General features: G+C 42.3%; 12 protein-coding genes, 1 riboswitch and 1 other annotated feature. Of the genes, 3 read left to right on the top strand and 9 right to left on the bottom strand.

Going from position 1 to position 13,184, the window contains the following annotated elements:
* Positions 1-73: 73 nt before the first annotated feature.
* Positions 74-183: riboswitch (SAM riboswitch) on the bottom strand.
* Positions 184-407: 224 nt separating this feature from the next.
* From HM131_RS20175 to HM131_RS20145, 7 genes are all read right to left on the bottom strand, one after another.
* On the bottom strand, positions 408-815 hold the full coding sequence (locus HM131_RS20175; protein WP_085031602.1) for a hypothetical protein: 408 nt from the start codon (positions 813-815) through the stop codon (positions 408-410).
* A gap of 114 nt (positions 816-929) precedes the next feature.
* The gene (locus tag HM131_RS20170; RefSeq protein WP_085031600.1) at positions 930-1,262 is read right to left on the bottom strand and encodes a hypothetical protein; all 333 of its coding nucleotides are present in this window, start codon (positions 1,260-1,262) and stop codon (positions 930-932) included.
* 63 nt (positions 1,263-1,325) lie between these two features.
* The gene (locus tag HM131_RS20165; protein ID WP_085031598.1) at positions 1,326-1,772 is read right to left on the bottom strand and encodes a DUF4385 domain-containing protein; all 447 of its coding nucleotides are present in this window, start codon (positions 1,770-1,772) and stop codon (positions 1,326-1,328) included.
* 20 nt (positions 1,773-1,792) lie between these two features.
* The gene (glsA, locus tag HM131_RS20160; protein WP_085031596.1) at positions 1,793-2,731 is read right to left on the bottom strand and encodes a glutaminase A; all 939 of its coding nucleotides are present in this window, start codon (positions 2,729-2,731) and stop codon (positions 1,793-1,795) included.
* 145 nt (positions 2,732-2,876) lie between these two features.
* Positions 2,877-3,902 carry a cytochrome d ubiquinol oxidase subunit II gene (locus HM131_RS20155; protein ID WP_085031594.1) on the bottom strand — a complete coding sequence of 342 codons (1,026 nt, stop codon included), beginning with the start codon at positions 3,900-3,902 and terminating at the stop codon, positions 2,877-2,879.
* A 15-nt stretch (positions 3,903-3,917) separates the two neighbouring features.
* A complete protein-coding gene (locus HM131_RS20150) occupies positions 3,918-5,249 on the bottom strand; it encodes a cytochrome ubiquinol oxidase subunit I (protein ID WP_085031592.1) in 1,332 nt (443 codons plus the stop codon).
* A gap of 73 nt (positions 5,250-5,322) precedes the next feature.
* Positions 5,323-6,096, bottom strand: a complete 774-nt coding sequence (locus HM131_RS20145; protein ID WP_085031590.1) for a class I SAM-dependent methyltransferase — start codon at positions 6,094-6,096, stop codon at positions 5,323-5,325.
* A gap of 222 nt (positions 6,097-6,318) precedes the next feature.
* Positions 6,319-6,546 (top strand) — a binding site (T-box leader).
* 128 nt (positions 6,547-6,674) lie between these two features.
* On the opposite strand from HM131_RS20145, the gene ileS reads away from it, so the two are divergent.
* Complete coding sequence (gene ileS, locus HM131_RS20140) at positions 6,675-9,764, top strand: isoleucine--tRNA ligase (RefSeq protein WP_085031588.1); 3,090 nt, start codon at positions 6,675-6,677, stop codon at positions 9,762-9,764.
* A gap of 103 nt (positions 9,765-9,867) precedes the next feature.
* Here the strand turns inward: ileS and HM131_RS20135 are convergent, their stop codons facing one another.
* Positions 9,868-10,491: a class I SAM-dependent methyltransferase gene (locus HM131_RS20135; protein ID WP_085031586.1), complete on the bottom strand. Its 624-nt coding sequence runs from the start codon at positions 10,489-10,491 to the stop codon at positions 9,868-9,870.
* 130 nt (positions 10,492-10,621) lie between these two features.
* Here HM131_RS20135 and HM131_RS20130 point away from each other — a divergent pair, with 130 nt between their 5' ends.
* Both HM131_RS20130 and HM131_RS20125 read left to right on the top strand, forming a co-directional pair.
* Positions 10,622-11,509 (top strand): LysR family transcriptional regulator, encoded by an 888-nt coding sequence (locus HM131_RS20130; RefSeq protein ID WP_085031584.1) that lies wholly within the window; start codon positions 10,622-10,624, stop codon positions 11,507-11,509.
* Between the two features lie 49 nt (positions 11,510-11,558).
* Positions 11,559-12,002: a GNAT family N-acetyltransferase gene (locus HM131_RS20125; protein ID WP_198162690.1), complete on the top strand. Its 444-nt coding sequence runs from the start codon at positions 11,559-11,561 to the stop codon at positions 12,000-12,002.
* A 295-nt stretch (positions 12,003-12,297) separates the two neighbouring features.
* On the opposite strand, the gene HM131_RS20120 is transcribed toward HM131_RS20125, so the two are convergent.
* Positions 12,298-13,182, bottom strand: coding sequence for an SDR family oxidoreductase (locus tag HM131_RS20120; RefSeq protein WP_085032150.1), 885 nt, complete (start codon positions 13,180-13,182; stop codon positions 12,298-12,300).
* Positions 13,183-13,184: the final 2 nt, after the last annotated feature.

Here is a 13,184-nt window from a genome sequence, read left to right as displayed (position 1 = left end):
TCCTTTTTTAAAACATGTAATTGAAAAATAAAAAAAGCCTTCTTAAGAAGAAGACTTTAACTTTCCGATCTTCTTCTTATCTTCCAAGTTGGGTCACAACTTGCTGGACGTAGCACCTTACTGGATCTACCAGTGGTTGCTGAGGCTTCACAGGGCCAGTCCCTCTGCCTCTCTTGATAAGAAATGGATTCATCACTATTCATTTGGGAAATTCTTTCTCCCTAATGTACACTACTCACTTCCATTTGACAATAGAACAGCAAGAATTTTTAGAAAAATCCGTCTTTAGGTATAAGATTTAATAGAGGAGGGATTATTCAGAAGATTAGCAACTGGGAATTGGGGACGTTGGATGGAAGACAAATGAAACCTAAAAACCGCTCATACCAAAATGAGCGGTTCAGGAATTATCGTATAGTTACTTTTACACTCTCAGGTGTCTGAACGCCAGCTTCAATGTACGTTCGTACAAGTTGCCATGTGCCTTTCTCTTGTTTATATGTATTAAAAAAGAGGTTGGACGAATCTAGAAGTTCTCCTTCCAGTTCAATCGATACCCAGAAGGAAGCCAACCATTCATTTTCCTTTAATTCGGTCAGGCTATGGTCGGTATAAATCCATATCATATCCTTATCCTGAAAGTATTCAAAAGCTTGTTTCCAACCTTCAATCGAATCCTCATAAGAGTAGTCGATCACTTCGTCCTGACGAATTTCTCTTGCCACTAATTGATCAGATATCGTCTCTTTTAGAAAACCTAAGTCATGTTTACGGGCTCCTTCTTTGAATGTTTCATAAAAAGAGTGAAATTCCATTCCTTACCACCTCCTACTAGGGAAGTTCGATAAAAGGATGGAGTTCCCTTTTAAAATTAATTGGAACGAAGGTAGGCGCTGTAGTTGTAAAAGAGAGAACTTCGCACTTACTAGTCAGTGGCAGATTCCTAAGTTATAAGCGGTGATTTTCAACTGGGAAGCAACGATGGCAAGCCAGATTGCGTAGTTACTGATAAGCAAGGTATATCGACTTTTTTTGTTAGATACAGCAGCTCTCGTTTTGAATAAAAATCCAAGTATCGGCAACGTGATGACTGTGAATAGTATGGTTAGACCTAACAAGCCCTTCACTTCACTCATCCACAAAAATTGATCGAAAAGAGGGATGATGAGGGCAGGTGTGTAGAGGATAGAGATAAAGTAGATTCCGAGGCCCCAGGAGGCAAGCATCAGTCCTAAGCTTAAGACGAGGAAAGGGATTTTCAAGAAATTTTGCTCCTTATCATGTTAATTCCGATATAAATTATCTGAAGGGCTTATTTGTCAGTATCAACCGTATTCTTTTTGGTGAGTTTTTTTCTTAGCTAAATATTCTTCGTCTTCTCTTGCTTTAATCCACTTCTCCTCAAATATCTCTGCTGACTTGGCCTTTTCCTTGTCGATCTCACGTTCATTTATATTACCGTCTTCATCGTATTTTTTCCCACCTTTGTAATTAGCATAGCGACGGGAGCGTGTGTACCCCATTTGCAGGAATTTCCTCGCCATATCCATGCCGACAAAGTCATCTTCCTTTTTATAATCCAGGAACATCTGATAAATTTTTTCTGACGATTCTTTAGCGATCTCTGGTGTTTTGAAACGCCAGTGTTCGAGGATCTCGCTTTTGTACGGTTCCACTAATAACACGCCCTGCTCGCCGCGCCCCACTCGATATTTTTCAGGATTTTTCCGGAAGTCTGTATTATTAAAGTCAATGGAGTAATCAAAAGCCATTTTCAAGCTCCTTTATAGAGTTAATCGATCCCGAACATGTTTAAATTCAAGTCTTGCGAAAGTTTCTTAATTAATGCGCCGCCAGCGGTCGAGTTACCTTTTTCGTCAATAGCAGGACCAATAACGCCAATTCCCATGCGCCCGGGGATGGAACCGATGATGCTTCCAGATACGCCGCTTTTACATGGTATACCAGCTTCCACTGCGTAATGTCCTGAAGAATTATACATTCCTGAAGTCATCATAATCGCTTTAACGGTGCGAAGATGATGTGACGGGATAAGCTTTTCCTCGCTATTTGGCGATCTTCCTCCGCGTGCTAAAAACAGGCCGATTCGGGCGAAGTCTTCGCAGCACATCATGACGGAGTTCATACGGAAATAAAGATCGAGGGCTTCCTCGACATCTGTTACAAGAGTGCCTGTACTTTGCATAAAATAGGCGAGAGACCGATTTCTTGCACCGTTCGCTCTTTCTGCTTCATAAACGTCCTCGCTCATTTGTAGATCTTCATGCTCTGTTATTTCTTTCAGGAAATTCATATAGCGACTAAAGCGATTTTCTACACTTTGTCCTTTGATCAAAGCAGCAATAGCAATAGCTCCTGCGTTAATCATTGGATTGAATGGTTTATTTGTATCATAAGATTCAAGCTGACTGATGGAGTTAAAAAAGTCGCCCATCGGCTCCATTCCTACAGTTTGAAAGACTCGATCTTTTCCGAAGTCTTGAAGAGCGAGCATAAGTCCGATGATTTTGGATGTGCTTTGCATTGGTACGTATTGATTATATTCTCCTGCTGTATAACTATCTTGATCTGTCGTGATGATCGATACGCCGAGTCTGTCTTTCATAGTTTCATCAAAGTCAGGGATGTTCATATTTACATTCCCTGAAGAGGCATAGGGTTTACTGTCTTCGATGGCCTCTTCTAAGTATTGGGTGGTAAGTTCCTGCATGTTCTCACTCCTTCAATCCATTCAGATACTACCATGTACCCAATTATTGAACTGTAATAAACAATATGGGGTGGGGTGTTATGTTAAAAACTGTAAGACCTGAGGATCCAAATCATGGATCCTCAGGTCTTACAGTTTATACCAATTATTCTTGTTTTAAGTAGCGGCGGTCTTTTAGGAAGAGTCGCCAGAATAGGATGAATGCTGGGATTAGGATGCCAAATCCGATGCTGTAAATGATGAGCATATTGTAGAACATCGATGGGTCTGCAAATCCCTCTTCCACGGTCAAAACTGGATAGACGAGATAGGGCAAGTGAGCAGATCCATATGCATAGATCGCAATTCCATATTGCAAAATGATCGATATGACAGCTAGACGTGCCCATCCACGGGTGCCATCTGTTCTTTTTATAAACAGAAATCCATAACCGATCAGAAAAAACACAATGGAAAGACCGAACCACAGCCAATTCGCTTCAATGTTTTCAACAATCCAGGCTGCCTCTGCCGGGAAGGTACCAATAGTCAGTACGGCAACGGCGATAGAAACAGGGCCAAGCCAAATCGCATGCTTGCGGAACGTATAATACGCGCTCCAGTCATCTGCTTCTTTAGCGTAATCCATCAGAAATACAGCTGAGATGAACAATTCAGTAGTCAACCCAAACGCAATATGCATGTAGAGGGTCGGGTGTGTTAGAAGCTCTCCATAATGGAGACGAGGATATTCATTTTCAAACTCAACAAATCCACCTAAGGTAATCGGCAGAATACTAACTAATAAAGCAGGAATCAAAAGACCTGTGAACCCTGATGTGACCCGTAACAGTTCACGAAACCTTTGAGCATGGTGTTCGAAAACCATGAACGTCGTACGAATCGTTAATAATAAAAGCCCGAGAGCTACAGGTACGAGTAAAATACTACTTAAAAGTGTTGTGGCAAATGGAAAAAAAGAAACGACCGATACAACGAAAATAACTAAAAATACGTTCGTAATTTCCCATGTCGGAGACAAGAAACGGTTGGCAATCTGTGAAGCGCTTGTTTGATTGTTTTTTCCATAAATCATTCCCCAGAACCCTGCTCCAAAGTCGAGCGATCCAAGGATAGCGTAAACGAATAGCAAGCTCCAAAGTATAGTAATCGCTAGTGCAGCAGCTTCCATAGGCTCATCTCCTTTCTATGAAGACCCTTTAGCTAAATCGTTGCTCACAGGGTTTCGTTTAAAGTAATGTCTCATAATAAAGCCTGTAACAAACAGCAACGTGACGTACAGGATTAAGAATAAGTAAAACAGGATATTCACACTGTTTGACTTCGTCGCCGCTTCCCCTGTTCTAAGAACATCAGTGATCGTCCATGGCTGTCTTCCGATACAACTGAAGCACCAGCCAGCTTCTATCGCAATCAATGCTAACGGTCCACTGACGACAAGGACAGCGAGCATCCAGCCTGGGAACTCTTTTTTCAAGACATGCTTCCAGAACAGAGCAAGCAAAGCGATTAAGATCAGTACGGTGCCTATTCCCACCATCACGTTGAAGAGGACGTGGACATAAAGAGGCGGCCAAAGTTCTTGCGGCCATTCGTTAAGGCCAAGTACCTCTGTATCAAACCGATCTCCAGCAAGGAAGCTAAGCCCATTCGGAATTTCAATTGCGTACTTTACTCGCTGATCTTCCAGAGACGTGTATCCACCAACTGACAGTGGTGCGTACCTTGTCGTTTCAAAAAGCCCTTCGGCGGCTGCGAGTTTTCGAGGATTGTACTCATGAAGCATCTGGGCTGTTTCGTGACCATTAATTGCTGTCGCAAGAGACGTCAGTGCTCCGAAATAAAGGGCGATCATCAATGCTTTTTTATGATAGTTACGTTCTGCCGCTGAAAGTTTCCTTCTCATTAATCGTAAAGCTGCAATGGAAGCGATCAGAAAAGAGACGGTCATATAGGCAGACAACGTTACGTGGATGGCCGTAACCCCGAAGCTTGGGTTGAAGAATGCTGCCCATACATCAATGTCTGTAATGTCTCCATTTGGAGTAATGTTGAACCCGGCAGGCGTGTTCATCCACGCGTGTACATCCGTAATTAATATTGCAGAAGCCGTGGCCCCGATTGCCACAGAAATGATACTGACGATTCGCAGTGAAGGAGGCAGACGGTCGGCTGCATACAAATAAATCGACATGAAAACCGCTTCAATTAAGAAAGCAAATATCTCCATCTGGAAAGGAAGGGCGATGACTTGCCCTACGATCTCCATAAAGTTTGGAAACAAAAGTGATATGAGTACACCGACAATGGTTCCTGAGGCGATCGAGACTGCGAGCAATATCGCAAACCCTTTCGTCCATCGTCTTGCCATCAACGCATAATCGGAATCTTTTTTTATCAAGTAGAGGACTTCAGCAATAATGATCATAACGGGCAGTCCGACGCCTAAAGTAGCGTAAATAATATGAAATCCTAAGGACGTACCGAACAAAGCCCTGGCCATGACAACAACATCCATATATGTACACCTCGCATTAAATTCGTCTATACCTAACTTATTTTTCCAATGCGAGGTCTTTTTTATACTCGTATTACGCTTCTTTCATAGATTTAACCATCCACTCATCAATAGAGAATGATTGAATGCGGTCTTTTTCTTTTTTAATAGAGAAATAAGAGAAAGCTTTTTCGTCAGCATTCTGAAAATAGCATTCGACATTCAAGCGTTCTTGATCGTTATCTGTAGTCCTTTTAACCCAATCTGGAAAAGGGAGTGTCTTTTTTCTCGTAAGTTCTTGTTCTATAGAAAGACCGGCACCACATAAAAGCTGCTTCCATTCAGATACCTTTAACGCGCGGACGTGGCTTTTATCCCGCATCTTTTCAAAAGTATTGTAAAAATGGTCAAGATTCTCATCTTGAGGGGCTACATTATCAATCATTAAAAAAAATCCTCCAGGCTTCAAAACACGTTCCACCTCAGTAATGAATGTTTCCGGTGAAGGGAAGTGATGAGGAGCAATCCGACAAGTGACCGCATCAAAACTTTCGTCAAGGAATGGCAGCGCTTCGGCATCAGCGACAACAAAATGAATGTTCGGAAGGGTACGAAGGTGGGTGGCTGTATTTTGAAGCATGTCTTTTGTTAAGTCCGTAGCAAAGACACTACCGACTAAGGGGCTAAGCGCTTTGGCCACATGCCCGCCTCCTGTAGCAATATCCAAAACAGTCCACTTCTGATCCGGCTGGAGCCATTCGTTTATTAAATCTAAATCCCCCTGATTTTTATGAGTGGAGCTCGTGACATAAGCTTCTTTATTCTTTGAAAAATTCGCTTGTACTTGGCGTTTCACTTCATCTGACATGGTTTCTGCCTCCTTTTACTACTATTGTAGTGTGGAAATGTGATAAGCGATAATATGAGTTTCAAATCAACGTTGATCACAAAATAAAATTGGTGCAAAATCTACACCAAATAGTGCAACGATATTCGGATACGTATATATTTTTCAATAAAAGGATAAGATGGGGGCAAAAGATATTTTGACATCCGAACAATTTCGTAATATGATATGGAGAAACTACGTATATTTTCGTTGACGAGAAGAGTAGGCTTTATCCTAGGGTCTGTAGAGAGTCGCTGGCTGGTGAAAAGCGATGACCGTATAGAGCTGAAGATCATCTCCGAGAAGTTCTGCTGAAATGTTGAAGAGTAGGGAGAACCGGTTGGCGGCCGTTATCCGTTATGTGAACCAAGTGCCGTGCGTTTTTTGCGCGGAATATGGGTGGTACCGCGGATCCAATCCGTCCCTGTTTTTAATCATAAAAGCAGGGGCGGATTTTTTATTTTAAATGTGCAGGCTACTGCCCGGGGACATCCGCTTCTGCAGCAATAATAGTCATTTCATTTATATAAAAAATAAAAGGGTAAGAGGTGGAAGAAATGCGCAGTGTTAACACGAAAGAAGCAGCTTTAGACCGCGAAAATCGCGTCAAAGATTATTGGAACGCTGAAAACGTCTTTAGACGCTCTATGGATGAGCGCGAAGGCGCAGAAACATTTGTATTTTATGAAGGACCGCCGACAGCGAACGGTCTTCCTCACGCTGGTCATGTCCTTGGCCGTGTGATCAAAGACTTTGTTGGACGTTACAAAACGATGCAAGGCTATCAGGTTCTACGTAAAGGCGGCTGGGATACCCACGGTCTTCCGGTTGAGCTTGAAGTTGAGAAGCAGCTAGGAATCTCTGGTAAACAAGAGATTGAAAAATACGGTGTCGAGAAGTTCATTGAAGAGTGTAAGAAGAGTGTTTTCAACTATGAAAAAGAGTGGCGTGAGTTTACAGAGTCGATCGGTTATTGGCTAGACATGGATGACCCATATGTCACGTTAGAAAACCGCTACATCGAGAGTGTCTGGTACATCCTGAGTGACCTGCACAAACGTGATTTACTATCCAAAGGTCACCGCGTTACGCCTTACTGCCCGAGCTGTCAAACCACTTTGAGCTCTCATGAAGTGGCCCAAGGCTACGAGGACGTCAAAGATCTTTCCGCAACAGCGAAATTCAAAGTGAAAGGCTCTGAGAATGAATTTTTCCTAGGATGGACGACAACCCCATGGACGCTTCCGGCAAACGTAACCTTAGCTGTCCACTCTGACCTTGATTACATCAAAGCTAAAAAGGACGGCGAAGTGTACATTGTGGCAGAAGCTCTTGCAGAGAAAAACCTGGGCGAGGAGTACGAAATTGTTTCCAAACATAAAGGAAGCGAGTTCAAAGATGTGGAATATATTGCCCCATTCCCATTTGTAAAACCTGAGCGCGGGCACTTCGTTGTCGAAGCAGACTTCGTTAATGCTGAGAGTGGTACAGGTGTCGTACACATCGCTCCAGCTTACGGTGAAGATGACTACAACTTAGTAAAAGAATATAACCTTTCCTTCTTCAACGTTGTTGATGGGCAAGGACGTTATACAGAGGATATCCCTCCATTCCAAGGCCGTTTCGTTAAAGACTGTGATGTTGATATAGTGAAGTATTTGGCCAATGAAGGACTCCTTTTCCATAAAGAAAAATATGAGCACAGTTACCCGCACTGCTGGCGTTGTGACTCTCCATTGCTTTACTACGCAATCGAGAGCTGGTTTATCAAAACAACACAATTGAAGGACCAATTCCTTGAAAATAATGAAGAAGTAACGTGGCACCCAGATCACATCAAGCATGGCCGTTTTGGAAACTTCCTTGAAAACATGGTCGACTGGAATATCGGTCGGAACCGTTTCTGGGGAACTCCACTTCCAATTTGGATCTGTGATTCCTGTGATCATCAATACGCGCCACACAGTCAGGCCGATCTTCAAGAAAAAGCAATCGGTGACATCGGTGATGTAGAGCTTCATAAGCCTTACGTAGACCGTGTGCAGCTGAAGTGTGAAAAGTGTGAAGGAACGATGAACCGTGTTCCTGAGGTCATCGACGTATGGTTCGACAGTGGATCTATGCCGTTTGCTCAACAGCACTATCCGTTTGAAAATAAAGACCAATTTGAAAAGCAATTCCCTGCTGATGTCATCTGTGAAGGAATCGACCAGACACGTGGATGGTTCTATAGCCTGCTTGCCGTATCTACGCTATTTACAGGAAAAGCTCCATACAAACGTGTGCTTTCCACAGGGCACATTCTTGATGAAGAAGGACGTAAGATGTCCAAAAGTAAAGGGAATGCGCTGAATCCGACAGACTTAGTCACGAAATTCGGTGCTGATGCTTTCCGTTGGGCCCTTCTTGCTGATAGTGCTCCTTGGAACAACAAACGTTTCTCTGAGCGTGTCGTAGTGGAAGCGAAATCGAAGGTCATTGATACCCTTGTGAACACTCATGGGTTCTATACGCTTTATGCGAACATTGACGGCTACGAATTTGATCAAAACGAAACAGGTGAAAAGACGCTTCTTGACCGCTGGGTACTTTCCCGTCTGAACAGTGTCACAGGCGTTGTAGGGGAAGCCCTGGATGACTATGATTTCACAAAAGCTGCAAAAGCACTTGAGAAATATGTGGATGAAGTGAGTAACTGGTACATCCGTCGTTCCCGTGACCGCTTCTGGGAAGAAGGCATGACTGAATCCAAGAAAGCAGCGTATCACACGCTTCACGAAGTTCTGACTGGATTGAGCCAGCTGATGGCACCATTCACACCGTTCTTAGCCGAAGACATCTATCAAAACTTGACTGGTGAAAGTGTGCACCTTGCATTCTTCCCGAAAGTAAACGATCAGGTTGTCGACAAGCAGCTGGAACAAGACATGGATGCGGTTCTGCAAGTTGTCGAGCTTGCTCGTGGCGTGCGAAACACAGAAGCGATCAAGACGAAGCAGCCATTATCTGAGCTTACCGTGATTCCAGTTAACCCTGACCAAGGAAAAGCACTTGAGAAGTACAACAACATCATTCGTGATGAGATCAATGTGAAAGAAGTGGTTGTCAAACAATCTTCTGACGATCTTGTCCGTTATGAAGTCAAACTGAACTTCCGCGCAGCTGGTCCTGTTTTAGGTAAAAATGTCGGAGTTGTCAAAGGATACCTTGAGAAGCTTTCTGACGAAGAGGCGGCCCAAGTGGTTCAAGACGAAAAAGTTGTTGTGCCTACAGGTGATGGAGAAGTAGAAGTTCCGATGGATCTGTTGAACGTTGAACGTGTTGCTGATTCCGGTCTATCTATGGGGTCGAACCAGGACTTCCATGTGATCCTTGATACAACGATCACCGAAGAGCTGCGCCTTGAGGGGCTTGCTCGTGAAGTGATCCGTGTCATTCAGGACGACCGTAAAAAGCAGGACCTTCCAATCGATCTTCGCGTCGACATTGCCCTTGACGGCGACGATGATGTGAAAAAAGCGATCCAGCAAAATGAACAGTTGATCCGTGAAAATGTTCTTGTGAACAACCTGACTTTAGGTGATGCGGACAATATGAAAGAATTCACAGTTGGAGACAACCAAGTGAAGGTAGCTTTGCAGAAGTAAGATAGATGATAATAGCCCTGGGCTCAATGCCTGGGGCTTTTTTATTTAGTGAGGGGCATCGTATTGTGTACTTAAAGTAATGATCTATTCATCTATTCTTTTGTCAGCGTTTCCCCAACACGGCAATGGTATGGTACCCTCTTGAGGATGGCCCTCTTTCTATGCTCACATTTTTAAAATTTAATTGATTCATAGTTGGTATAAGGTTATCTTCCACCATACTGCTTATCGCTTTCCACTTCATTCCGTCTTTTCCATCACTAAGAGTAATGAATACGATTCCTCCGGGTTTCAATACTCTATAAATTTCGGACATTGCTTTGTGTAAGTCTTCCCAAAAGTAAATAGAATGAATGCTCAAAATTCTAGAAAAAACTCTATCACTAAAAGGAAGGTTCTGTACGCTGCCGTGAACGAGTTGGACTTTTTGTTCCCTTAGAGCACGCTTGTTTCGAATTCTAGAAGAAAGGAGGATTGTATGAGATATGTCTAACCCTGTTACTTTTCTGACTGCTGACTTTTCTGCTAAAAGCTGTAGGCCATACCCTGCACCACACCCGATTTCCAAGAGATGTTCGTCTTCTTGTAAATTTAATTTTTCGATGCTCCAATACGTCTCTCGTTTGTGCTGATGTATCATTTTTTCTCCCATATACCACCCTAGCACCCCTCTTGGATTCTCGTATTGGCTTTCAACAAAACTTAAAAGTTGTTTTCGAATCTTCATCAAAATACCTCCTTCCCTGTCTAGGGATAAATTGGTTCAAGTATATCTGGAGTATAAGCAGGAGATACATATAAAACAATCTAATATATCCTATAGTTATCATTAAATTTTTTTATAGGTGTGAGAAAGATTGGAAATTAACCAGCTGAGAGCATTTGATCTTGTTGTTCGTCTTGGATCATTTAGTAAGGCGGCTAGATATTTGGATGTATCGCAGCCTACGATTAGCCTAAGAGTGAAAGAACTTGAAAAGAGTGTGGGAGGCTCATTGTTTAATAGAACAGGTAATACAGTGGAAATGACAGATTTGGGGAAGGGTTTCTTACCTTATGCTAGACAGGCATTAGACGTTCTTAAAAAGGGAGAAGAGAGAGCACATGCAATTAGAGAGGGAAAATGGGGAGAGATAACACTAGGGACTTTACCTACTTTTACCACAGGGCTTTTTACAAATGTCCTTACTTACATGTATGATAATTATCCCTGCATAGATTTAGCTATTCATACAGGACATAATCAACAAATCATTGAAATGCTTTATGATGGCTTTATCAAAATGGGGGTGGTCACATATCCTTTTTATAATAGTGATCTAAAAGAACTTCTTCTTATCAAAGAACCTTTAATTTTAGTGGCGCAAAGAAATCATGTGTTGGCCAATTTATATAAAGGGAGTTACTCAGTTCATGACGTTTTTTCAAAGGGGCGCCCCTTTATCCTTACCGATTGGAGTGATGAGAGTAAAAATTGGCAGAGGAGTCATATGACATTTGGAATGGATACAATTGAACTTCCTCCGACTACCGCTTTGGAATTTGTACGATCAGGAAAAGGGATAGCTCTTATAACCGAATCCATGGCTCAAGAGGATTTAGAAAGAGGGAAGGTTATTAAACTGTGTCCGACAGACTTTCCAAAGTTGTTCAGGTGGCTTGCTCTCGTGAGTTTTGACAGTAAAGCCTCTTTAACTCCTGCTGGAAAGAAAATTTTGAAGGCTTTTACTACTAATGTTAGATGAAGGGTTTAATGAATTTCCCAAATACTTTAAGAAAAGGAGCACAGTCCAATTGCATTTTAAATTTAAACCTATAACGATAGAATATGTAAAAGAAATTGACTCTTGGAATTATAAAGGCTTTATTGAAGAAGTCTTGATGACTCCTTATTTTGAGTCCTCTAAAAAGAATGAAACATTAGTGGGACCTGGTGGTTGCGAAGGGTTCGTAGCATTATTGGACAATCAGCCTGCCGGTTTATTTGAGTTCAACATCATGGGTAGCACTATGGAGATAGGGTTGGCTTTAAGACCTGATTTAGTTGGCAAAGGTTTAGGAGTAAAATATGTCAATCAAGGAATAAAATTTGGCCTCCAATACTATGATAGTCACCTTAATTACATTAGATTAGTTGTAGACTCGAGAAATAAAGCAGCCATTCGCGTTTATGAAAAAGCAGGGTTTAAAAAGTATGAACAAAAAGATAATGAGATAGAGATGAGGATGGATTTGTAAGGGGTCAATTCTTCTAAAAACGGGGCTATGAAATGAGTAAAGAATGAGAAGTTCGTAATACAATCATTCATTTCTAATCAATGTTATAATCGCTTCATCTTGTGTTTCAGCTTACTGTTACGGCTTATGAACACATCATCTTTCTTTGTTTTTACATGCAAAAAAATCGGCTCTCCGTATTCATGAACACCAGTGAACCTGGATGATCATTGAGTCGTAAGCGGCCTTTCATTTGTCCTTACATAGCGAATCCATTCGATTATAGCATGAGGGTACGAAAAAGAGCGGTGAAGACTCACCGCTCCTCTTCTGTCCCTTTTACATACCGATCATAATAATTTCCCCAGTGAGGCTGAGATCCATCGCTATCTTTAAATCCATAGACTTCTGATAACCCCCATGTGCTTAGCGTTTTTCCGTTAAAACGGTGAACATCAGGATCTGTCGCCAAATGCTTCAGCGCTTCACCTATATAATAGGGAGTTTCTGACGCAATAAAGTGCTTTTCAACTTTAGTGCCCTCTTGCCAATTTTCTTCTGTCACACCAAACAGATCAAGCATCGCTTCTGAGCGAAGAAAACCTGGAGTCAACGCAATCGATGTAATCTTATAGTCTTTCAAATCTTTGGCCATCGCTTTAGCCATATGAATGTTAGAGATTTTCGCTAAACTATAATAAAAGTTGCCTCGATATTCGTCCGTTATTCCATCTGTAATTTCTACGATCAAGCCGCTTCTGTTCTTTTTCATTAAGGGAACAGCGTAGTGAGAGGTAATGATATGAGCTCCTACCGCCTGTTTTTGCATTTGCAGCCCCTTTGTTAAACTATGTTCTCCGACATCTTTTCCCCATTCGGTAAGAGGATCGCCTCCCCAAATATCATTGACTAGTATGTCGAGCTGTCCCTTTTGTTCAGAACGGACTCGCTCTATAAATGCCTTTACTTGTTCCTTGCTGGTATGATCCACTTGGACAGGGATCCCGTGCCCGCCCGCTTCATTTACTAATTCCGCTGTATCTTCAATTGTTTCTTTTCTGTTCATTGGAGACGGTTCCGCTTTTGTTGATCGTCCGGTCACATAGACGGTCGCTCCCGCTTCCCCCAATTTTACAGCCATGGCCCGGCCAGCGCCTCTCGTAGCACCAGCAACAATAGCTACTTTATTATCAAGAGTCATGT

It is taken from the genome of Halobacillus mangrovi, assembly GCF_002097535.1.
GTDB classification, from domain to species: Bacteria; Bacillota; Bacilli; order Bacillales; family Halobacillaceae; genus Halobacillus; species Halobacillus mangrovi_A.
Note: the sequence above shows the minus strand (reverse complement) of the source record. Positions and strands in the feature narration are given on the sequence as shown.

Coding starts and splice junctions, on each gene's coding strand:
- HM131_RS20155 (WP_085031594.1), bottom strand. CDS start 3,902: ATGGAAGCTGCTGCACTAGCGATTACTATACTTTGGAGCTTGCTATTC.
- HM131_RS20150 (WP_085031592.1), bottom strand. CDS start 5,249: ATGGATGTTGTTGTCATGGCCAGGGCTTTGTTCGGTACGTCCTTAGGA.
- glsA (WP_085031596.1), bottom strand. CDS start 2,731: ATGCAGGAACTTACCACCCAATACTTAGAAGAGGCCATCGAAGACAGT.
- HM131_RS20135 (WP_085031586.1), bottom strand. CDS start 10,491: ATGAAGATTCGAAAACAACTTTTAAGTTTTGTTGAAAGCCAATACGAG.
- HM131_RS20145 (WP_085031590.1), bottom strand. CDS start 6,096: ATGTCAGATGAAGTGAAACGCCAAGTACAAGCGAATTTTTCAAAGAAT.
- HM131_RS20175 (WP_085031602.1), bottom strand. CDS start 815: ATGGAATTTCACTCTTTTTATGAAACATTCAAAGAAGGAGCCCGTAAA.
- ileS (WP_085031588.1), top strand. CDS start 6,675: ATGCGCAGTGTTAACACGAAAGAAGCAGCTTTAGACCGCGAAAATCGC.
- HM131_RS20120 (WP_085032150.1), bottom strand. CDS start 13,182: ATGACTCTTGATAATAAAGTAGCTATTGTTGCTGGTGCTACGAGAGGC.
- HM131_RS20165 (WP_085031598.1), bottom strand. CDS start 1,772: ATGGCTTTTGATTACTCCATTGACTTTAATAATACAGACTTCCGGAAA.